The organism is Anaeromyxobacter sp. Red801, assembly GCF_049201065.2.
Lineage (GTDB): Bacteria > Myxococcota > Myxococcia > Myxococcales > Anaeromyxobacteraceae > Anaeromyxobacter.
Window position 1 is genome coordinate 838,153 of record NZ_CM181236.1, and the last position, 21,750, is coordinate 859,902.

The following is a 21,750-nucleotide window of genomic DNA, read 5'->3' on the forward strand; positions in this document are numbered from 1 at the left end:
GTGCACGGCCGCGCCGGCCGCCGCGGAGCGCGCGATTCGGCCGCGAAACGCGCCCCGGCGCCCCCAAACCCGTCCCGCCGAGGGACGGTCACCGTGGCCCCGGGCCCTGGGTCGGCCGGGTTCCTGCCACCCCGCCCGCGACCGGGGGCAATGTAGTCAAATGCCCGTAAGGGCAAGGGAATCCGGCCGGGACAACGTTGACCCTCCTGCGAACAGCGCCCTATACTTCCGCGTCGTCAGGCGCTTTTTTCCGGTTCCTCACTCCCCCGCGAAGCCACCTTGAGCGCACCCTCCCTGGACGAGCAGATCCGATCCCACGTCGAGTCGCTCGAGGCGGCCCCCGGCGATGACGAGGCGTTTCACGCGCTCGTGGGACTTTACGAGCGCGACGCGCGCTGGGAGGAGCTGATCGCGCTTTACGAGGGGCGCGCGCGCCACGCGCCCGGACCGGGGCCGCTCCTTGCCGAGGCCGCGACGCTCGCGCACCGGAAGCTGCGCAACGTGGCCCGCGCGGAGGACCTCTACCGCCAGCTCCTGCAGCTCGAGCCCGCGCACCCCGTCGCGCTTCGCGCGCTGGTGGAGCTCCTCGAGGAGCGCGGCGACTGGGCGGGCGTCGCGGCCGCGCTGGAGCGCGAGGCCACCGGCACCTCCGATCCGGTCGCCGCCGCGGCGGTGACGCTCCGGCTCGCCAAGGTCCAGGAGGAGCGCCTCGGACGGCGGGACCGCGCCGCGCTGCTCTACGCGCGCGCGCACCGGCTCGACCCCGCGCTGGAGGAGGCGCGCGCCCGCGCCCTGGAGTGCTTCGCCGCGCTCCGCCGCTTCGCGCAGGCGAAGCGGCTGCTCGACGCCGCGCGCGACGCCGGCGCCGAGCCGCGCGCACTCGCCGCCGCGTACGCGCGGCTGGGCACCGCGCTGGTGGACGAGCCGCTCGACCACGCGCTCGCGACCGACGCGCTCATCGACGCGCTCGCGCTCGATCGCTCGGCGCCGGGCGCGGCCGCCGCGCGCGAGCGGCTGCGCGGCTTCCCGCGCGCCTGGCGCGAGGAGGCCGGGCGGGTGGAGGCCGAGGCGACGCGCGCGTCGGACCGGCGCACGGCCGCGGCGCTCCAGCTCCGGCTCGCGCAGATCCACGCCGCCTACGATCCGGAGGGCGCGGGCCGCGCGGTGGAGCGCATCGAGCGGGCCTGGGCGCTCGCGCCCGGCGCGCCGGCCGCGCTGGAGCTGCTGGAGCGCGTGCTGGCCGAGCGCGGCGACCACCGCGGCCACGCCGACGCGCTGGCGCGCCTCGCGGCCCAGACGCGGGACCGCGCCGCGCAGGTGGCGCTCCACCTCGAGATGGCGCGGGTGGACCTGGTGCGCTTCGGGGACGCCGAGTCCGCGCTGGCGGCGCTGCGCCGCGCGCTGGAGCTCGACCCGGCCTGCGAGACCGCCGCGCTGCAGGCGTTCGAGCACGAGGCCGACGCGGGCCGCGTCGGGGAGGCGCTGGAGGTGCTGGAGCGCCACCTCGCCGCCGCCCCGGCGAAGCCCGCCCACGCGCCGCTGCGCGTGCGCGCCGCCGCCCTGGCGCGCGAGAAGCTGGGCGACCCCGCCCGCGCCCGGCGCCACCTCGAGGCGGCGCTGCGCGCCGACCCGGGTCACGCCCCCGCCGCCGCCGCGCTGGCGCCGCTGCTCGCCGAGGCCGGCGAGTGGCAGCCGCTCGCGCGCGTGCTGGAGCTGTCCGCGCGCCGCGAGCGCTCGCCCGGGGAGCGGGTCCGGCTGCTCGAGCGGCTCGCCGAGATCCAGCAGGAGCGCCTCGGGCGCCCCCGCGACGCGCTGCGCACGCTGGCGGGCGCGCTCGCGCTCGACCCGGCCCGGGCCGCCACCCGCAAGGCGATGGAGGGCGCCGCCGCCCGCGCCGACGCGTTCGCCGAGCTGGCGCGCGCCTACCGCGCCGCGGCCGCCACCACGAACGGCGACCTCAAGGCCCGCAAGACGCTGCTGCGGCGCGTGGCCGAGATCCTGGACCGCGACCTCGGGCAGCCGGAGGAGGCCGTCCGGGCCTGGCGCGCGCTGGTCGAGGTGGACCCCGAGGATCGCGGCGCCCGCGCGGCGCTGGAGTCGTGCCTGGCGCGGGCGGGCCAGCAGCAGGAGCTGGCCCGCGAGCTCGAGGCGCGGCGTGAGCACGCGACCGGCGACGAGCGGCGGGCGCTCGGGGCGAAGCTGGCGCGGCTGTGGGCCGAGGCCGGCGAGCCGGATCGCGCCGGGGCCGCGTGGCGCGCGGTGCTCGCCGAGGGCCCCGACGACGAGGAGGCGCTGTGGGGCCTGCACGCCGCGCTCGAGGCGCAGGGCGGTGCGGCCGCGGCCGAGGAGCGGATCGCGATCCTGGCGCGGCTCGCCGCCCGCGCGCGCGGCCCCGCCGAGCGCGCCGCGATCGAGCTGGCCCGCGCCGAGGCGCTGGCCGAGCCGCTCGGGCGCCACGCCGACGCCGCCGGGGTGGCCCTGGCGGTCGTCGAGGCCGGCGGGCTCTCCGCCACGCAGCGCGCCGAGGCGGTGGCGCTCCTGGAGCGGCTGCTGGCGCGCGGCGCGGAGCCGCTGCGCGTCGCGCAGGCCCTGGCGCGCGCGCACGCCGCCGCGGGGGACGCGGCGCGGCAGGCGGCGATGCTGGAGCGGGTGGCGAAGGAGCTGCCCGCCTCCGCCGACCCGCGCGAGCGCGCCCGCCACCTGCTCGACGCGTCCGCCGCCCGGGCCGAGCGCCTGGGCGACCGCCGCGGCGCCCTCTCCGCCGCGGCCGCGGCGCTGCGGGCCTGCCCCGATCACGCCGAGGCCCGCGCCCGCTGCGAGGCGCTGGCCCGCGAGGTCGGCGCCCACCGCGAGCTGTTCGCGCTGCTGGTCGAGGTGGCGGGCCGGCTGGCCGGGCGCCCCGAGGAGGAGGCGGCGCTCCGGATCCGCGCCGCCGCCACCGCCGAGGAGGACCTGGGCGCGTTCGACGACGCGGCCGCGCAGCTCCGGCGCGCGCTGGAGCTGCGGCCCGGCGACCCGGCGGTGCTGGCCGGGCTCACCCGCGCCGCGCTCGCGTCCGAGCGGTGGGCCGACGCCGATCGCCTGCTGGCGCAGCGCGCGGCGGCGGCGACCGGCGCGGAGCAGGTGGCGCTGCTCGCGCAGCGCGCCGAGGTGCTGGAGGAGCGGCTCGGCGACCCGGCCGCCGCGGCCGAGGTCTGCCGCGCGGCGCTGGAGCGCTGCGCCCCGGAGCAGCGGGCGCGCCTGCTGGCGCGGCTCGCCGGCGCGCTCGGCGCCGCGGGGGACGAGGCCGGGCGGGCCGACGCGCTCGGCGAGCTGTCGGCGGCCTCGCAGGAGCCGGCCGAGGCGTCCCGGGCCGCGCTGGAGAGCGCGCGCATCCGCGCCGGGATGGGCGACGCGCGCGCCGCGGTCGAGCGGCTGACCGCCGCGCTGCGGGCCTCGCCGGACGACGCGGCCGCGCTCGCGGCGCTGGAGGAGCAGCTCGCGGCGGAGGATCCGGCCGCGGTGGTGATGGCCGCGCGCGCGCTGGCCGGGCAGGCGGATCCGCGCCGCCGGCTGCGGGCGCTGGAGGCCGAGGCCCGGGCGCACCCGGAGCCGGCCGGGCGCGCCGCCGCGCACCGCGCCGCCGCGCGCGTCGCCGAGCAGGAGCTGGGGCAGGCGTCCCTCGCGTTCGCGGCGCTCGCCGCGGCCGCGCGCGAGCTGCCGGAGGACGCGGAGCTGCGGGCCGAGCTGCGGCGCGTGGCGGGCGAGGCCCAGGAGTGGGACGCCTGCGCGCGCGTGCACGACGCGCTGGTGGACGCCGTGCCGGCGTCCGGGCGGCTCGCCGTCCTGCGCGAGCGCGCCGAGCTGGCCGAGCGCCGGCTGGACCGGGACCGCGCCGCGGCGGCCTGGGCCGAGGTGGCCGGGGCGGCGCCGGGCGATCGCGACGCGCTGGCCGCGCTGCGCCGCCTGCACCGCGCCCGCGAGCGCTGGGGCGAGCTGGCCGACGTCTGCGCCGCGCTGGCCGCCATGCCCGCCGCCGCGCCGGCCGCGCGCGAGGACGCGCTGCGCGAGGAGGCCGCCGTCGCGGAGTCGCGCCTCGGCGACCCGGGGCGCGCGGCCGCGGCGTGGGCCGAGGTGGCGGCGCTCGCGCCCGACGACGCCGAGGCGACGGCGGCGCTGGAGCGGCTCTACCAGCGCCTCGACCGGCCCGAGGCCCTCGCGGCCCTGCTGGAGCGCCGGCTGGCCCGCGCCTTCGACGCGGACGCGGCCGCCCGGCTGGCCGAGCTGCGGCGCTTCCGGCTGGGGGATCCGGCCGGCGCGCTGGCGCTGCACGCCGAGCTGCTGCGCCGGGATCCGTCGCGCGCGGACGTGCGCGACGCGCTCGCCGAGCTGGCCGCGGTCCCGGGCGCGGTGGGGCGCGAGGCGCTCGACGCCGCCGACGCGGCGCTGCGCGAGGGCGGCGAGCACGCCCGGCGGGTGGCGGCGCGCGAGGCGCGGCTCGCGGCGGTGGAGGACCTGGGCGAGCGCGCCCGGCTGCACGCGGAGCTGCGCGCGATCCTGGAGCGCGACCTGGGCGAGCCGGGCCTGGCCTGGGTGGCGGCCTGCCGCGCGTTCGCCGAGGGCGGGCCGTCCCGCGCCGGCGCCGAGGAGGACCTGGCGCGGCTGGCGCGCGAGACCGGCTCGGAGGACGAGCTGCCCGACGTCTACGAGCAGGCGGCGGCCGGGGCCGGCCCGGGGGAGCGGCTCGGGCTGCTCCGCCAGGCGGCGCGGCTGCGCGAGGCGCGCGCCGGCGGCCAGGCGGCGGTGGACGCGTGGAACGCGGTGCTGGCGCTCGCGCCGGACGACGCCGAGGCGCTGGAGGCGCTCGCGGCGCTGCACGAGGCCGCGCGCTCGGCGCGGGAGATCCTCGAGGTCGCGCGCCGCCGCGCCGCGCTGGCGGAGGGCGAGGAGCGGGTCGGCCACCTGCTGCACGCGGCGGTGGTGGCGGACGAGCTGGGCGACGCGTCGGTCGCCGCCGAGGCGTACCGCGCCGTGCTCGACGAGGCCCCGGACCGCGTGGAGGCGCTGGAGGGCCTGGCGCGCGTGCTGGAGCGGGCGCCGGGCGCGGAGCCCGCGGCGGCGACCGCGGAGCTGCTCCAGGTGCTGGAGGCGCTCGCCCGCGCCAGCGGCGCCGACCCGGACCGCCGCGTGGCGGCGCTGCTCCGGCGCGCGGCCTGCCTGGAGGCGGACCCGGACCCGCGCCGGCCGGTGGAGGGCTACGCGGAGGTGCTCGCCGAGCGCCCGCGCGAGCCGGAGGCGGTGGCCGGCCTGGAGCGCCTGCTGAGGCGCCCGGACGCGCGCGAGGGCGCGGCGCGGCTGCTGGAGGACGTGCTGCGCACCGCGGGCGACGCGGGCCGGCTGGTGGCGCTGCTCGAGGTCCGGCTGGAGGGCGCCGACGAGGCCGAGCGCGCGCCGCTGCTGGCCGAGATCGCCGCGCTGCACGAGCGGCTGGGCGACCGGCGCCGCGCGTTCGAGGCGCGGGTGCGCGAGCTGGCCGACGCGGCGCGGGCGGGGCGCGACGCGCCGGCCGCGCGGGCGGACCTGGAGCGGCTGGCCGCGGCGACGGGCGCGTGGGCCGAGCTGGCGGAGGCGCTGCGGGTGGCGCTCGCCGCCGGGCTGCCGGCGCGCGCGGCGCTGGAGGCGCGGCGGCGGCTGGCGGCCGTGTGCGCCGACCGGCTCGGCGACCTCGCCGAGGCGGCCCGGCAGTACGAGGAGGTGGCCGCGGCGGCGCCGTCTCCCGAGACGCTCGGCGCGCTGGCGCGCGTCTACCGCCGCATGGGCGCGCACCGCGAGCTGGCCGTCACGCTCTCGCGGCTCGCCGAGGTCGCCCCCGCGGCGGCGGCGCGCAAGGAACTCCTGCTCGAGGTGGCGAAGATCATGGCTGAGCAGCTCTCGGATCGCGAAGGCGCGGTGGACGCGTACCGGAAGATCCTGTCGGTGGACCCGGAGGATCCGCAGGCGCTCCGGCTGCTCGGGCGGCTCCTCGGCGCGGCCGAGCGCTGGGAGGAGCTGGTCCAGGTGCTCGATCGCGAGGTGGCGCTGGCCGACCGGCAGCCCAACTTCGTCGCCGAGGCCGCCGAGCTGCGCTTCCGGCTCGGACGCATCCGCCACCAGCGGCTGGCGGACGCGGAGGGCGCGCTGGTCGCCTACCGCGAGGTGCTGCACCGCGTGCCCCGCCACCCGGCCGCGCTGTCCGCGCTGGAGGAGCTGGCGCGCGGCACCGGGCCGGCCGCGCTCGAGGCGGCGCTGCTGCTCGAGCCGGTGTACGCGGCCGAGGGCGAGCACGGCAAGGTGGTGGAGACGCTGGAGGCGCGGGCGGCGAACGAGACCGAGCCCTCCCGGCGCGCGGCGCTGCTGCGGCGCGTGGCCGAGGCGTACGGCGGCCCCCTGCGCAACGCCGAGATGGCGTTCCTGGCCGCGTCGCGCGCGCTCGCGGCGGACCCGGACGCGCCCGAGTCGCTCGAGCTGGCGGTCCGGCACGCGCAGGCGGCGGGCCTGGGCGACGAGCTGGCCGCGCTGCTGGAGGAGCACGCCGACCGGGCCCGCGAGCCGGTCGCGCGCGCCGAGTACCAGCGGCGGATCGCGCGGCTCGCGCAGGGCGAGCCGGCCCGCGCGGCCGCGGCCTGGCAGAAGGTGCTCGACCTCGCCCCGGACGACCGCGAGGCGCTGGTCGGCCTCATCGACGCGCTGGAGGCCGGCGCGGATCCCGAGGCGCTGGCGCAGGCGCTGCGGCGGGGCCTGGCGGTGGAGGAGCTGCCCGAGGGCCGCGCCCACCTGCTGCGGCGGCTGGCGGCGGTGCAGGACGAGCGGCTCGGCGACGCGGCCGGCGCCATCCAGAGCCTGAAGCGGCTGCTGGAGCTGTCGCCGGACGACCGCGAGGCGCTCGCCCGGCTGGATCGCCTGTGCGTGAAGGCGGAGCGCTGGGTGGACCTGGGCGACGTGCTCGCGCGCGAGATCGCGGCCGCGGCCGAGGCCGGCGACGCGAACGTGCTCGGGTCCCTGCGGCAGCGCCTGGCGGAGCTGAAGGAGCACCGGCTGCTCGACCGCGAGGGCGCGCTGGAGCTGTACGAGGAGGTGCTGCGCGCCCGGCCGGACCACCCCGAGGCGCTGGCGCGCCTCGAGGCCATGCTCCAGAAGGACCCGGGCAACGCGCGCGCCGCGGTGGCGCTGGAGCGGGCGTACGCCGCGGCCGGCGACCCGCTGCGCCAGGCGGCGGTGCTGGAGCAGCGCGCCGGCGAGCGCCCCGACCCGCAGGAGCGCAAGGCGCTCTACCTGGCCCTGGCCGAGCTGCGCGAGAAGGGGCTCGGCGATCCCTCGCTCGCGTTCCTGGCGCTGTGCAAGGCGTTCCGCGAGGACCCCGCCGACGCGGCGCTGCGCGCGCGCATGGAGGCGCTCGCGGGGCGGAGCGGCCACGAGGAGGAGCTGGCCGCCATCTACGAGGACGAGCTGGACCGGCTGGCGCCGGCCGACACCGCGCAGGTGGCCCTGCGCCTCGGCGCGCTCTACGAGGAGCACCTGGCCGAGCCGGCCCGCGCCGCCCAGTTCCTGCGGCGCGCCGCGGCGCTCGACCCGGCCGCCGCGCCGGCGGCGCTGCCCGCGCTGGAGCGCATCTACCGGAAGCTGGAGAGCTGGCCGGACCTGGCCGACGCGCTGTCGTCGCTCGCCTCCTCCGCCCAGGGCGCCGAGCGCGTCCAGCTCCTGTTCCGGCTGGGCCAGCTCTGCGAGGAGCGGCTCGCCGCGCCGGACCGCGCCGCCGAGGCCTACGAGGCGGCGGTGGCGGCGGACCCGCGCCACGTGCCGTCGCTCCGGGCCCTCGAGGCGCTGTACGAGGGCGCGGGCCGGCGCGAGGACCTGTTCCAGAACCTGGCGGCGCAGCGCGCCGCCGCGCAGGAGCCGGCCGCCCGCGAGCGCGTGCTGGCCCGCATGGCCGCGCTGGCCGCCGAGCTGGGCCGCCTCGACGAGGCGGTGGCCCTGTGGAAGGAGCTGCTCGGGATCCGCCCGCGCCACGAGGCCGCGCTGGCCGCGCTGGAGGACCTGTACGAGCGGCTGGAGCGCTGGCAGGACCTGGCGCAGCACCTCCGGGTCCGCGTGTCCGCCACGGTGGACCGGCGCGAGATCGCGCGCCTGAACGACAAGCTCGGCCACGTGCTGGGCACGCGGCTCGGCGACGCCGCGCAGGCGGTGCAGTCGTACAAGGCGGTGCTGGAGTCGGATCCGCGCAACCGGCGCGCGCTCGAGGCGCTGCGCGACATCCACGCCGCCCAGGGCGACCAGGACGCGCTGGTCTCGGTGTACCGGCGCCTGGTGCCGCTGCAGGAGGACGCGGCCGGGGTGAAGCGCGTCCGGCTCGAGCTCGCGGACGTGCTGCTGCGCGCCGGCCAGAAGCGCGAGGCGGTGGAGCAGGCCAAGCTCGCGTTCGACATCGAGCCGCACACCGCGGACGACCTCGTCCGCATCGAGGAGATCTTCCGGCAGGGCGGCGCCGCCCAGGACGGCGTCCGCGCCGCCGAGGCGCGCGCCGCGCTGCTCGCCGCCGAGGGCGGCCCCGCCGAGGCGGTGCCGGCGTGGCTGGCGGTGGCCGAGCTGTGGCGGGCGCAGAAGCGGGGCGACGCCGCCGCGGCGGCGCTCGACAAGGTGCTGGAGCTCGACCCGGCCAACCGCACCGCCTACGACCAGCTCCGGGCGCTGCACGAGGCGGCCGGCAACTGGCGCGCGCTGGCGCGGGTCTGCGACCTGTTCGCGCCGCACCTGCCCGACCCGGCGGAGAAGCTGGCGCTGCTGAAGGAGGTGGCCGGCGTCCACGAGAAGCGGCTCGGCCAGAAGGAGATGAGCTTCCTCGGCTGGTGCCGCGCGCTGGCCGAGGGGCCGGGCGACGCCGAGGCGCTCGCCGAGGCCGAGCGGCTGGCCGGCGAGACCGAGGCCTTCGACGAGCTCGCGGCGGTGCTGGAGCAGGTGGCGGAGGACGCGAAGGGCATGGTCCGGGCGCGGCTGCTGCTGCGCCTGGGCAAGGTGCGGGACGAGCGGCTCGACGCGCCCGACGAGGCGGAGGCCGCCTACCGCAGGGCGCTGGAGGCCGACCCGGCCAGCCCGGAGGCGCTCGACGCGCTGACCCAGCTCTTCAAGCGGCGCGGGCGGGTGCGCGACCTCGTCATCACGCTGGAGCAGAAGCTCGAGGCGGCCGCGGGCCTGGAGGAGAAGAAGGCCACGCTGCTGGAGATGGCGCGCATCTACGACGGCGAGCTGCACGACGTCGAGGAGGCGGTGAGCGCGCTGCGGCGGGTGCTGGAGCTGGACGGCGCGGACCCCGCGGCGCTGGAGGCGCTCTCCGAGCTGCTGCGGCGGGAGCAGCGGTGGGCCGACCTGGCCGGCGTGCTGGCCCGGGCGCGCGACCTGTCCGCCTCGGACCAGGCGCGCATCGCCTACCAGCTCCAGATCGCGTCGCTGCACGAGAACGAGATCGGCGACGACGAGGCCGCGGTGGAGGGCTACCGGACCGTGCTCGGCCTGGACGACCGGAACGCCGAGGCGCTGGCCGGGCTGGAGCGCCTGTACACCAAGCTCGACCGCTTCGCCGAGCTGAACCGCGTCTACGAGCGGCTCATCGCGCTCACCCAGGACCCGCGCGAGCAGGTGCGCGTGCTGTCGCGCAGCGCCGCGATCCACGACGAGAAGCTGCGCGACCCGCGCTCCGCCATCGAGAAGAACGAGGCGGTGCTGCGCATCGACGGCGCGAACGCCGTGGCCATCAAGAACCTCGAGCGGCTCTACCGCGACGAGGCGCTCTGGGACCGGCTCATCAGCGTCATGCAGCACCACGTCTCGCTGGTGCAGGACCGGCGCGAGCAGGTCGCGCTCGAGGTGGCCATCGGCGAGATCTGGTGGAAGGAGCTGCAGCGAGTGGACCGCGCCGAGGCGATGCTGAGCCACGCGCTCCAGCTCGACCCCGACTCGCGCCAGGCGGTCAGCGCGCTCGGGCGCCTCTACGAGAACAGCGGCAACTGGAACCTGGCGCTCGACATGCTGCGGCGCGAGGCGCGGGTGGCGGGCGGGTCCCGGGACGCGGTGGACCTCCAGGTCCGCATGGGCGCGATCTTCGAGGACATGCTCATGGACGTGGCCGGGGCCAAGGAGGCCTACGGCCGCGCCCTGCAGCTCGACCCGGGCAACCTCCCGGCGCTGCGCGCGCTGAAGGGGATCGCCGAGCGCGAGCGCGACCGCGACCGCTACCTCGAGCTGCTGGTGGACGAGGCCCGCTACGCCACCGACGTCCAGGAGAAGACCGAGCGCTACACCGAGGCGGCGCGCGTCTACCAGGAGGAGCGCGACGACCGCGAGAGCGCGGTCCGCTACTACGAGGAGGCGCTGAAGCGGACCCCCGGCCACCTGGACGCGGCGCGCCCGCTCTCGGACATCTACGTGGCCCAGGCGCGCTGGGCCGACGCCGAGCGCGTGCTCGACGTCATCGTGGGCGTGCTCGACTCGGCCGGCGACGCGCGCGAGCTGTGCCGCCAGTGCTACCGCCAGGGCTACGTGGCGGAGAAGCTCGGGCGGCTGGACAAGGCGCTCGCGTCCTACCGCCGGGCCTACGAGCTCGACGCGACCTACCTGCCCGCGCTGGAGGGCCTGGGCAACCTGCTCGTCCGGCGGGAGGAGTGGGACGAGGCGCTGCGCATCTTCACCGCGGTGATCATCCACCACCGCGACGGCCTCACCGACCTCGAGGTGGTGGAGACGCACTGGCAGATCGGCGAGATCGCCGCGAAGCTGGGGCAGCTCGACCGCGCCGCCAACGCGTTCCGCAAGGCGCTCGAGATCGACGCGAACCACGAGCCATCGCGCCGCAGCCTGGTGCGCGTGCTCGAGGCGGTGGGCGACTGGGAGGGCGCGGTGGACCAGCGGCAGCGGCTGCTGGCGCTGCTCGAGGGCAAGGCCCGGTTCGACGACTTCGTCGCCATCGGCGAGGCCTGCCGCGACAAGCTCCAGGACCCGTACCAGGCCATCGACGCGTTCCTGGGCGCGGCGCGCATCGACCCCACCAGCCTGCCGGTCACCGAGGCGCTGCTCGGCCTGTACCGCGAGACGCGCCAGGGCCAGAAGGCGGCCGACGTGCTCGGCCAGATGGTGGCGCGGCCCGAGGTGCAGGCCGATCCGCTCCGCGCGGCCCGGCTCCACCTGGCGCGCGCGGAGGTGCTGCGCGACGAGGTCAAGGACGAGAACGCCGCGCTGGCCGAGCTGGAGCGCGCGCTCGACCGCAACCCGCGGCTGGTCCAGGCGTTCGCGGCCTCGAGGACACCCTCACCCGCGGCAAGCGCTGGCAGGAGCTGGAGCAGGCCTACCTCCGGATGATCCAGCGGCTGCCCAAGACGCCGGACGTGGCCCAGGCCCGCCTGGCGCTGTGGAAGACCGTCGGCGAGCTGTACCGCAGCGTGCTCCGCAACGACGACGGCGCGCGCCTCGCCTACCAGGTGGTGGCGAAGGCCGATCCGGACGACGCGGTGTCGCTGGAGCTGTACGCCGACCTGGCGGCGCGGAAGCCGGGCGAGGAGGCCGAGGCGGTGGCGGCGTACCGGCAGCTGCTGCGCGGCGGGAGCCGCACGCAGAAGCCGGCCGCGGCGCTGGTCAAGCTGCACGCGTCGCGGCGCGAGTACGACCAGGCCTACTCCGCGGCGCAGGTGCTCGTGCACCTGCTCGGCGCCACCGACGGCGAGGAGGTGCAGGTGGTGGCGCGGCTGCGCAAGTTCGCGCGCGAGCAGGCGAGCCGCCCGCTCGACGACGCGCTCTGGGCGCTGCTGCTCCACGAGCGCGTGAAGGGCCCGCTGGCCGACATGATGACGCTGCTCGCGGTGCACGCGCGCCCGCTGTTCCTGCAGCGCGACAAGGACCTCGGGCTGAACCCGAAGAAGGACGAGCTGGACGTGCAGGGCTCGATGCTCTTCTTCGCGAACATGTTCAAGTACGTGGAGCGCACGCTCGGCTTCAAGGGCCTGCGGCTGTTCCGCAAGTCCGGCGCCGCCGCCAAGCTCGCGATCGTGCCCACCGACCCGGCGGGCCTCGTCGCCTCCGACGAGCTGTTCGAGGAGGCGCCGAAGAAGGAGCTGTGGTTCGCGATCGGCAAGGCGATGGCGTTCGCGCGCCCCGAGCTGTACCTCGCGCGGCTCATGCCGCACGACCAGCTCGACCTGGTGTTCCAGGCGGCGTGCTCGGTGGGCACCTCGCGCTTCGTGGTGACCGCCGATCCGCACCTGGTGGAGAAGCTGAAGCGGGAGCTGGAGCGCACGCTGCCCGAGGGCGTGCGCAAGAACACGCTCAAGCTGCTGGCCCGGAGCTACTGCGAGGTGCAGCACCCGGGCGACGTGCGGTCGTACCTGGACGGCGCGGAGCTGACCTCGAACCGCGCCGGCGCGCTGCTGGCCGGCGATCTCGAGGTGGTGCGGCGGGCGGCGGCGGCCGAGAAGCCGCAGGTCTCGAAGCTGCGGGAGGAGACCCGCCTGCGCGACCTGGCGACGTTCTGCGTCTCGGAGGAGTATGCGACGCTCCGGGAGAAGCTCGGCCTCTCCTGCGTCGTGCCGGCGTGAGCGGGGGCGTCCTTGACGGTGCGGAGCAGGCAAACCTAGGATCTGGGCGGGTTGGCACATGAAATTCGGCTGCGATCGGTGTGACGCTCAGTACATGATCTCGGACGACAAGGTCGGTCCGAACGGCGTCAAGGTGCGCTGCAAGAAGTGCGGGAACGTCATCCGGGTCCGTCGGGCCGCGGAGAACGGCGCCGTGGCGCCGGAGACGCCCGCGTCCACGACGGCGGCGGTGCCCGGCGACGGCGCCGCGGGGGCCCCGGCGCCCGGCGGCGGCGCCGCCCCGGAGGGCGGGCTCGACGCCGAGCTGGGCCAGGCGTTCGACCACGCCTTCGGCGACACGCCGCCGGCCGGCGTGGCGGCGCCCGGGCCGGATCCCGACGCCACCCAGGAGACCACGCCGGAGGAGCAGGCGCGCATCGCCGCCGCGTCCGCGGCGCCGGCGGCCGAGCTGCCCGCCACCGAGTGGTACGTGGCCATCGGCCAGGCGCAGGTCGGGCCGCTGCCGCTCCTCGAGGTGAAGAAGAAGTGGGAGGGCGGCGACGTCGGCCCCGACTCGCTGGTCTGGCGCCCGGGCATGGGCGACTGGGCGGCGGTGTCCGCGGTGCCGGAGCTGGCCGCGTACCTCTCGCCGATCCCGCGGGGCGCGCGCCCGTCGCGCACGCCGGCGCCGTTCGCCGCGTCCGCCTCCACGGCGCGGGCCGCGCCGGAGCCGACGCCGGCCCCGGCGCCCGGCGCGGACGTGGACTGGAAGCCGGTGGGGGCGTCGGCGCTCGCCGCGCTCGCCAGCGACGAGCTGGCCGCCCGCGCGCCGGAGCCCGCCGCGGCCCGGCCGGCCAACGGCGGCGTGAAGTCGCTGATGGACTCGATGGACCTGCCGGACGGCGGCGGGGTGGATCCCACCGGCGCGGTGCCGCTGCCCATCAAGGCGCTCGAGACCACCGGCGAGAAGAAGATCGAGCGGCGCTCGTCGGTGGCGCGCGGCGCGGAGGAGCTGCGGAACCGCCGCTCCGCCTCGCGCGCGGCGGTGTTCGGCGCCGTGGCGACGGTGGCGGTGCTCGCGGCGGCGGGCGCCGGCTACTGGCTGCTCGGCCGCGCGCCGGCGAACCCGGCCGCCCCGGCCCCGGTCGCGACCGCGCCGGCCCGGCCCGAGCCGGCCCCGGCGGCCGCGCAGCCCGCGGCGGCCACGGCCCAGGCGCCCGCGCCGGCGCCTACGCCGGCCGCGGAGCCGGTGGTCGCGAAGGCGGAGCCGGCCCCGGCCGCCGTCGAGCCCGCGCCCGAGGCACCTGCACCCGCACCCGCGCGCGCTGCCGCCAAGGCGGCGCCGGCCCCCGAGCCGGCGCGCAAGGTCGCGGAGGCGCCCGCGCGCCGCGAGCCCGCGGCGGCCCGCCCGGTCCGGCGCGAGGCGCCGGAGCGGACGGTGCGCGAGCCCACCCGCGTCGCCAAGGCCGAGCCCGCGCCGGCGCCCGCGACGCGGAAGCGCGACTCCGTCCTCGACTTCGAGAGCAACGACGCCGCGCTCGACGCCGCGCTCGGCGGGACGAAGCCCGGCGCACGCTCGGTGTACGTGCCGCCCGCGCCCGGCGGGGGCGCGCTGCCGGACCGCGTCTCCGACTCGCAGGTCAACGAGACCATCCTCGGACGCGTCTCCTCGCTGCAGCAGTGCGTGCAGGAGCAGAAGGCGCGGGATCCGGCCGCGTCCGGCGTGCTGAAGATGCGCTGGAGCATCACCCCCGACGGGTCGGTGCAGAACGCGAAGTGCGCCACGCCGGAGTACGCCTCCGGCCCGCTCGCCCAGTGCCTCTCGGGCGTGCTCCGGGGCACGAAGTTCCCGAGGTCGAAGAGCGGTCGCTCCGACGTGACCTTCCCGATCAAGTTCTAGCCGCGCGATCCGGGTTCACGCAGGGCGGGGGCCGGATCCGCCGGCCCTCGGACGGGCTCGGGGCCGGCGGGGCGGGGCGCTCCCCGTGGCGCCAGGCGGCCGCTCGCGCGTGCGGCCATCGGCGCCTTGACCCCGTCACCCCGCGCTGACATCTTCAGCCTCGCCGCTCGCGCCCCGCGACCTCCGAGGTGAGATGCCCTTCGAGCTGAAGCAGCCGAAGCAGCCTTCCGTCCCGGGCGCTCTCTACCGCCCGCTCGAGGAGATGGGGCTGGCCGAGCTGGAGGCGCTCCGGCTGGTGCTGCGCGGCGGCTCGGTGGTGGACTGGCGCCGCCTGGACTTCACCACCGCCGCCGAGGTCGACGCGTTCCTCGGCCTGAACCTGTTCGACCTGGAGGACCCGCGGGACGAGCGCCGCCTGCGCGCCATCCTGGGCCAGGCGGTCGAGTACCTGCGCCACGCGTTCGGCTACCGCGTCGCCGACCCGGTGGCCATGCCGGACGACGTGCGGGACCTGTTCCTGCTCGCCTCCGGCGCCGCCGAGCCGCGGAAGTACCGGCGCATCGCCTGCGTCGTGCTCAAGGTGATGCACGTGATCCACCACCTGGAGGCGCGCGAGCTGCTGTTCCGCACGCCCATCCGCGAGAGCGATCTCTCGGAGCGGGTGGACCGCCGCATCATGGCCGAGGGGGCCCGCATGCAGGCGGGCGGGCTGCCCATCCTCGAGTTCGCCGGCAGCGTGAAGGCGCGCGGCTCGCTGGTGACGAAGCTCATCGCCAAGAAGGAGTCGGTGGCGGCGCAGATCTTCGACCGGGTGCGGTACCGCGTCGTCACCGAGACCCCGGAGCAGATCGCGCCGGTGGTGTGGCACCTCACGCGGACGCTGTTCCCGTTCAACTACACGGTCCCGGGCCAGACGCAGAACAGCCTGGTCCGCTTCGTGGACCTCCTGAAGCGGCACCCGCGGGGCGCCGAGCTCTCCGGCCAGCTGCAGCTCCCGCCCGACCTGGAGCGGCGCGATCCCTCCGAGCCGCGCAACGAGTTCAGCGGCCGCGGCTACCGCGTGCTGAACTTCGTGGTGGACCTGCCGGTCCGCATCGACGACCTCCTGCCGCCGCTCGACCCGATGGCCGACGAGCTGGGGCGGATCGTGTTCTCGCTGGTGGAGTTCCAGGTGGTGGATCGCGCGACCGCGGAGGCGAACGAGGCGGGTGACTCGTCGCACGAGCGGTACAAGCGCCGGCAGCTCAAGCGCGTGCTCCGGCGCCTCTCGCGCGGCCTGGTGGTGCCGAAGCGCAGACGGCGAGGTGGGTCATGAGGGAGCCGACCAAGAACAGCCCGCAGGACCGCGGCGAGGTCGTGATCGCCGGCGTGTGCCAGGTGTGCGGCGCCGAGGGGGACACCATCGCCGTGCCCGGCGCGCCCGCGCCGAACGCCTTCTGCCCCCGCTGCGCCATCGAGTACGGCGAGGCGGCGGGCGAGGAGGACGCGCACGGGGGCGGCGAGATCTAGGGGTCAGCCCGCGGCCGCGGCGAAGGACACCGAGTCCACGCCGTCGGTCCACTGCTGGTAGTGGAGCAGCCGCGCGCCGGCGCCGGCCGCGCGGAGCGCGGCGTAGATCGGGGCGATCCCGCAGAGCCGCCGGCGCGCGCCGTCGCGGACCGCGTCGCGGTGGAACCCCGCCGCGTCCCCGGCCTCGACGTAGCGGAGCGTCCGCCGGTCCGCGGCCGCGAGCGCGGCCAGCTCGGCCGGCGCGGGCGGCCGGGCGTCCCCGTACATGGGCCCGACGTGGGCGAGGTCGGCGGCCGCCACCCAGCACACGCTCCGCCCCGCCACCGCGCGGGCGAGCGCGCCGAGGAACGGGGCGGTCGCGGCGGCCGGGTCGGCCAGGTGGCCGATGGAGGAGCAGAGCACCGGCAGCACGGTGAAGGGCCGGCGCAGCCGGTGGGCCAGGATGACCGCCTGCAGCTCGACCGAGTGCTCGTCGCGGTGGCAGAGCTCGTCGCCGAGCAGCGCGTCCTCGCCGAGCGCGGCGCAGAGCGCGTCCACCAGCGCGCGGTCGGTGCGGACCGGCCCGAGCGGCGTGCCGTAGTCGAGGCGGGTGAGCGTGAACCGGCGCGGCGGGGTGGCGTGGGCGGTGCCGAAGATCACGAACAGGTCGGCCCGGCTCGCCTCGAGGGTCCGGTACGCGTGCGCGTAGCCCGCGGCGCCGCGCGCGTAGTCGATGTGCGGCGCCACGAGCACCCGGCCTGGCGCGGGCGGCGCGGCCGGGGCGCCGGCGGGGAGCGCCAGCCAGCGGTCGAGCGCGCGGCGCAGCGCGCCGGGGGCGTCGGGGTAGACCGCGCCGGCGCAGGCGGGCGGCCGGAACGGCGCCGCGCGGTACGTCGAGAGCGCGCGCTGGCCTGGCCCGTCCACCCCGCGCTCCGTTCAGCGGCGGCCCTTCTTCCGGGCCTTCTTGCGCGCCTGGCGCTCGGCCTTGCGCTTCTTCTTGCGCGCCTCGCGCTCCTTGGCGGACTCGATCGCGATCGGCTCGGGCGCGTAGCCCATCATCCGCGCGCGCGCCATGGCGCCGGCCGACATGGGCGGCGTGTAGCCCTTGGGCAGCCCGGCCATCTGCGCCGCCATGCGCGGGTCCACCAGGCCGCCCTGCATGGCGCGCTCGACCGCGTCGGCGTCGGCGCCGAGCACGTCTTCCATGCCCTTGCCCTGCATCTTCCGCAGCTGCATGAGCTGCTTCACGCCGGGCAGCCGCGCCAGCAGGCCGGGCGCCGACCCCACCTGCTTCATCACGCCGCGCATCGCGTTGTACTGCTTGAGCAGGTCGCGGACGTCCTTCTCGGTCCGGCCGGAGCCCTTCGCGATCCGCTTCAGCCGCGGCTCGGTGATCGAGTCCGGGCGGAGCCGCTCGGCCTGGGTCATCGAGTCCACCATCGCCACGATGCGGGTGAGGGCGGAGTCGTCGAACTGGAAGTTCTCCGGGAGCTCCCCGAACATCGGGAACTTCTCCATGAGCTCGCCGAGCGGGCCCATCTTCCGGACCATCCGGATCTGGTTGACGAAGTCCTCGAGCGTGAAGTCGCCGGAGAGGATCTTCTGCGCCTCGGCCTCGGCGGTCTCCTCGTCGACGTGCTGCTCGAAGTCCTTCACCAGGCCGACGATGTCGCCGAAGCCCAGGATGCGGGAGGCGAGCCCCTCGGGCCGGAACTCCTCCAGCCGGTCCAGCGCCTCGCCCATGCCGAGGAACTTGATGGGCTTGCCGGTGACCTCCTTGATGGAGAGCGCCGCGCCGCCGCGGGCGTCGCCGTCGAGCTTGGTGAGGATGAAGCCGTCGATGGCGAGGCGCCGGTCGAACTCGCTCGCGGTCTTCACCGCGTCCTGGCCGATCATGGCGTCGGCGACCAGCAGGATGTTCTCGGGCGCGACGTTCGCCTTGATGTTCTCGAGCTCGGTCATCAGCTCGTCGTCGATGGCGAGCCGGCCGGCGGTGTCGTAGATGACCGCGTTGCGGTGCTCGCGCTGCGCCGCCTCGAAGGCGTGGCGGCACATGTCCGGCGGCGACACGCCCGGCTCGTGGAACACCGGCACGCCGAGCCGCTCGCCCAGCACCTTGAGCTGGTCCACGGCGGCGGGGCGGTACACGTCCGCCGCCACCAGCATGACCTTCTTGCCGTCCTTGAGGAGGCGGTTCGCGATCTTGCCGGCGGTGGTGGTCTTGCCGGAGCCCTGCAGGCCGACCATCATGATGCCGGTCGGGCGGCCGCGCTCGCCCTGGCGGAGCGAGGTGTCCACCGGGCCCATCAGCGCCTCGAGCTCGTCGTGGCAGATCTTGACGAAGTGGTCCTGGGGCGTGACGCGGAGCTGCCCCTTCTCCGTCTTGATCTTCGTCTCGACCACCTCGCCGATGGCCTTCTCGCGGACCCGGGCGACGAAGCGCTTCACCACGTCGAACGAGACGTCGGCCTCGAGCAGGGAGACGCGGATGTCGCGGAGCGCGTCGTCCACGACCTCCGGGGTGATCTCGGTGCGCCCCTTCAGCTTGTTGCGGGCAGCCTTGAAGCCCTTGGATACGGTCTCGAGCACTCGGCGTGATCCTTTCGGCCCTGGCTGGGCCACGCGCCGCGCTTATAACACGGAGATGACGAGGTTTCCGCCCATGGACGAGGGCCCCCGGTACTTCACCGTCGAGGAGGCGAACGACCTCGTGTCCGACCTCGAGATCGAGTTCGGGCGGGTCGCCCAGGTGCGCGCCGACATGGTCGCGTGCGTGGAGGCGCTGGGCGGCGCCGAGGTCGCGATGGCCATCCTGCAGCGGGGCGAGCCGGGCCCCGCCGGGCACGAGGCCGGCGCGCGGCGGCTGCGCGCGCTGGCGGACCAGCTCGCCGCGGCGGTCGAGCGCATCAACGGCCTCGGGTGCCTGGTGAAGGACCTCGAGGCGGGCCTGGTGGACTTCTACTCGCTCCAGGACGGCGAGCCGGTGTTCCTGTGCTGGCAGTACGGAGAGCCGGCGGTGTCGCACTGGCACCCGGTGGACGAGGGGTTCGCCTCCCGCCAGCCGATCGAGGGCGTGACGGTCCGGCCCCCGGCCTTCCTCAACTGAGGGGTACGACCGCGCCGGCGCCGGGGGCCGCCGCCGCCTCCAGCCCGGGCGGAAAGGGTAGGCCGAGCGAGGCAGCGACCGCCCGCACCAGCTCGGCCTCGTCCGCGGTGACGCGGCCGTCGGCCCGGACCACGGCCGAGCACGCCTCCAGCGTCGCGGCCTTCACGGTAGGTGACGCCGCGTCGAGCCGGTCGAGCGCGGTCTCCAGCCGCCCGAGCCCGAGCTGCTCGCGGGGGAGGAGTCGCCACGGGCCGCGCGCGCCCAGCGCCCGCGCGCCCGCGTCGAGCGCAGCCTGCGCCGCGGCCGCGTCGCGCCCGCCGGTCCAGGCCAGGCAGGAGAGCAGCTCCAGGCACTCCGGCCCGGCCTCGTCCACGGTGCGCAGGAGCGCCCGCGGCGGGGGGCCGGCGCCGCGGGAGAGCCGCCGGAGGACGGCGCGGAGCACGGCCAGCTCGTAGGGCGACACGGCGCGGTCCGCGGCGGCGAGGGCGCGCAGGTCGGCGCCGAGCGCGGTGCCCTGCCGCGGCGAGAGCGCGTCGAGCGCCGGGAGCGCGAGCGCGAGGAGCGCGTTGCGGGCGGCGCGATCGAGCCCGGCCAGCGGCGGCAGGAGCCGCTCCACCTCGGCGCGGAGCGCCCGGTCGTTCCGCTCCAGGTACGCGAGCTGCGCCGCGCGCGCCGGGCCCGCCGCGTCCACCAGCAGCGCGCAGGCGATGGCGCGGGCGCCGAACGGCTCGCGCGCCGCCGCCGCGAGCGCCGCCGGCAGCCCGGAGAGCAGCCCGGCCGCGCGGGGGAGGTGGTCGGCGCGGAGCGCGGAGGGGGGCGGGGAGGCTGCGGACACAGCCGTCCCGCCGGCGAGCCCCGCCACGCCGGCGCGGTCCGGCGCCTGCGCCGGGGCGGCCGGGGGGCCGCCCGCGGCCGCGGCGGGCGCGCGGGGAAGCGGCGCGCCGGCGAGGTGCGGCGCGATCCGGCGGATCCGCTCCTCGATGGGCGGATGGGTCGAGAACAGGCCGGCGAGGAGGCCGCCCGAGGCGCGCGCGAAGAACAGGTGCGCGGCCTCCGCGACGTGCGGCCCGGACACCGCCGAGCCCTCCGCGGCGATCTTGCGGAGCGCGCCGGCCAGGCCGTCCGGGTTGCGCGTGAACTGCACGGCCGACGCGTCCGCCAGCCACTCGCGCTGCCGGGCCACCGCGAAGCGGACCAGCCGCCCGCACAGGCTGCCCATGGCGCCCGCGAGGAGCAGCCCGAGGCCGACCAGCGCGATGGCGCCGCGGTTGCGGTCGCGCGAGCGCCGGGGCCCGGAGCCGACGTCGAGGAGCAGCCGCCCGAGCAGCGTCAGGAACCCGAGCCCGCCCACCGCCGCCATCAGCCGCAGGTCGATGCGCGTGTCGGCGTTCAGCACGTGCGACAGCTCGTGCGCCACGACGCCCTGCAGCTCGTCGCGGGTGAGCCGCTCCAGCGCGCCCCGCGTCACCGCCACCACGCTGTGACCGGGCGTGTAGCCGGCCGCGAACGCGTTGATGCCGCCCTCGCCGCGGAGCACGTAGAGCCGCGGCACCGGCATGCCGGCCGCGAGGGCCATCTCCTCGGTCACGTTGACCAGGCGCCGCTCGGCGGGATCCTGCGTGGCGCGGTCCACCGGCGTGCCGCCCAGCAGCTCCGCCACCGCGGCGCCGCCGCCCGAGGAGAGCCGCACCGCGTGCCAGGCGCCGCCCACCCCGGTGATGGCGCCGACGCCGAGCGCGGTGAGCGCGAGCAGGCCCGGCTGGAGGAGCGGCGGGCCGTACACCGCGCCGGACGCGTCCACCGCCCATCCCCCGGTGCCGGCGCCGAGCCCGAGCGCCACCGCGAGCGCGAGGTAGACCACCGCGATCACGGCGGCGAGCGCCACCGCGAACGCGATCACCAGGACCGTGGTGCGCCGGCGGGCGTTCCGCTGGGCGGCGAAGAAGTCCAGCGTGGCCCGCCCGGCGGGCGGGGCCTGGGCGGCCATCGGCTAGAACTGCACCCGCACCGGCTCGCGCTCGGCGGCGACCTGCAGCTCGAACGCGGTCGCGGGCGGGAAGCCGCCGGCGAGCAGCACGCCGGGGAACGTCTCGCGGGCGTTGTTGTAGGCCATCACCGCGTCGTTGTAGGCCTGGCGCGCGAACGCGATCCGGTTCTCGGTGGAGGTCAGCTCCTCCTGCAGCGCCAGCATGTTCTGGTTCGCCTTCAGGTCCGGGTAGGCCTCGGCCACGGCCAGGAAGCGGGTCAGCACGCCGGCGAGGGCGCCCTCCGCGCCGGACAGCGCGGCCATGGCCGCCGGGTCGCCCGGGTTCGCCGCGGCGGCGCGCGCGGCGGCGGCGGCGCCGTTGCGGGCCGCGACCACCGCCTCGAGCGTCTCGCGCTCGTGCTTCAGGTAGCCCTTGGCCGTCTCGACCAGGTTCGGGATGAGGTCGTACCGCCGCTTGAGCTGGACGTCGATCTGGCTGAACGCGTTCTTGTACGCGTTCCGCCGGGTGACGAGCCCGTTGTAGATGCCGACGGCGGCGAGCACCGCCAGCACCACGAGCCCGAGCAGCACGAGCACCACGGACATGGGTTCCCTCCTGGCGCAGCGGACGCACCGCGCGCGAACGGGAGGATGCCACAGCCGGATGGTGGGAGGGGGTAGGACGCGCGCGGCGGCACCGGGACCGGGAAGCCCGGTG

The 21,750-nt window shown here is 77.5% G+C and carries 10 protein-coding genes; 6 read left to right on the forward strand and 4 right to left on the reverse strand.

Features of this window, described 5'->3' with window-relative positions; translation table 11 throughout:
- The first annotated feature begins 279 nt into the window (after positions 1-279).
- The 5 genes from ACOQFB_RS03885 to ACOQFB_RS03905 all read left to right on the forward strand — a co-directional run bounded on the left by ACOQFB_RS03885 (position 280) and on the right by ACOQFB_RS03905 (position 15,981).
- Entirely contained in the window at positions 280-11,364 is an 11,085-nt protein-coding gene (locus ACOQFB_RS03885; protein WP_494492456.1) for a tetratricopeptide repeat protein, read from the forward strand.
- Positions 11,361-12,593, forward strand: a complete 1,233-nt coding sequence (locus tag ACOQFB_RS03890; protein ID WP_494492457.1) for a hypothetical protein — start codon at positions 11,361-11,363, stop codon at positions 12,591-12,593. Before ACOQFB_RS03885 ends, ACOQFB_RS03890 begins: the two co-directional genes overlap by 4 nt.
- 94 nt (positions 12,594-12,687) lie before the next feature.
- A complete protein-coding gene (gene gltJ, locus ACOQFB_RS03895) occupies positions 12,688-14,472 on the forward strand; it encodes an adventurous gliding motility protein GltJ (RefSeq protein WP_494492458.1) in 1,785 nt (594 codons plus the stop codon).
- 193 nt (positions 14,473-14,665) lie between these two features.
- Positions 14,666-15,787 carry a TIGR04552 family protein gene (locus ACOQFB_RS03900; protein ID WP_059439371.1) on the forward strand — a complete coding sequence of 374 codons (1,122 nt, stop codon included), beginning with the start codon at positions 14,666-14,668 and terminating at the stop codon, positions 15,785-15,787.
- Positions 15,784-15,981: a hypothetical protein gene (locus ACOQFB_RS03905; protein WP_059439370.1), complete on the forward strand. Its 198-nt coding sequence runs from the start codon at positions 15,784-15,786 to the stop codon at positions 15,979-15,981. Before ACOQFB_RS03900 ends, ACOQFB_RS03905 begins: the two co-directional genes overlap by 4 nt.
- A gap of 3 nt (positions 15,982-15,984) precedes the next feature.
- Here the strand turns inward: ACOQFB_RS03905 and amrB are convergent, their stop codons facing one another.
- Both amrB and ffh read right to left on the reverse strand, forming a co-directional pair.
- Entirely contained in the window at positions 15,985-16,884 is a 900-nt protein-coding gene (amrB, locus tag ACOQFB_RS03910) for an AmmeMemoRadiSam system protein B (protein WP_059439369.1), read from the reverse strand.
- A 12-nt stretch (positions 16,885-16,896) separates the two neighbouring features.
- Complete coding sequence (ffh, locus tag ACOQFB_RS03915) at positions 16,897-18,549, reverse strand: signal recognition particle protein (RefSeq protein WP_059439368.1); 1,653 nt, start codon at positions 18,547-18,549, stop codon at positions 16,897-16,899.
- 55 nt (positions 18,550-18,604) lie between these two features.
- Between ffh and ACOQFB_RS03920 the strand changes: the two genes are divergently transcribed.
- Positions 18,605-19,066 carry a DUF2203 domain-containing protein gene (locus tag ACOQFB_RS03920; protein ID WP_237758187.1) on the forward strand — a complete coding sequence of 154 codons (462 nt, stop codon included), beginning with the start codon at positions 18,605-18,607 and terminating at the stop codon, positions 19,064-19,066.
- Here the strand turns inward: ACOQFB_RS03920 and ACOQFB_RS03925 are convergent.
- Positions 19,059-21,053: a M48 family metallopeptidase gene (locus ACOQFB_RS03925; RefSeq protein WP_421608691.1), complete on the reverse strand. Its 1,995-nt coding sequence runs from the start codon at positions 21,051-21,053 to the stop codon at positions 19,059-19,061. The two genes, ACOQFB_RS03920 and ACOQFB_RS03925, sit on opposite strands and share 8 nt — an antisense overlap.
- A gap of 3 nt (positions 21,054-21,056) precedes the next feature.
- A complete protein-coding gene (locus tag ACOQFB_RS03930) occupies positions 21,057-21,638 on the reverse strand; it encodes a LemA family protein (protein WP_059438046.1) in 582 nt (193 codons plus the stop codon).
- Positions 21,639-21,750 lie beyond the last annotated feature (112 nt).

Coding starts and splice junctions, on each gene's coding strand:
- ACOQFB_RS03905 (WP_059439370.1), top strand. CDS start 15,784: ATGAGGGAGCCGACCAAGAACAGCCCGCAGGACCGCGGCGAGGTCGTG.
- ACOQFB_RS03900 (WP_059439371.1), top strand. CDS start 14,666: ATGCCCTTCGAGCTGAAGCAGCCGAAGCAGCCTTCCGTCCCGGGCGCT.
- gltJ (WP_494492458.1), top strand. CDS start 12,688: ATGATCTCGGACGACAAGGTCGGTCCGAACGGCGTCAAGGTGCGCTGC.
- ACOQFB_RS03920 (WP_237758187.1), top strand. CDS start 18,605: ATGACGAGGTTTCCGCCCATGGACGAGGGCCCCCGGTACTTCACCGTC.
- ACOQFB_RS03925 (WP_421608691.1), bottom strand. CDS start 21,053: ATGGCCGCCCAGGCCCCGCCCGCCGGGCGGGCCACGCTGGACTTCTTC.
- ACOQFB_RS03930 (WP_059438046.1), bottom strand. CDS start 21,638: ATGTCCGTGGTGCTCGTGCTGCTCGGGCTCGTGGTGCTGGCGGTGCTC.
- ACOQFB_RS03890 (WP_494492457.1), top strand. CDS start 11,361: ATGATCCAGCGGCTGCCCAAGACGCCGGACGTGGCCCAGGCCCGCCTG.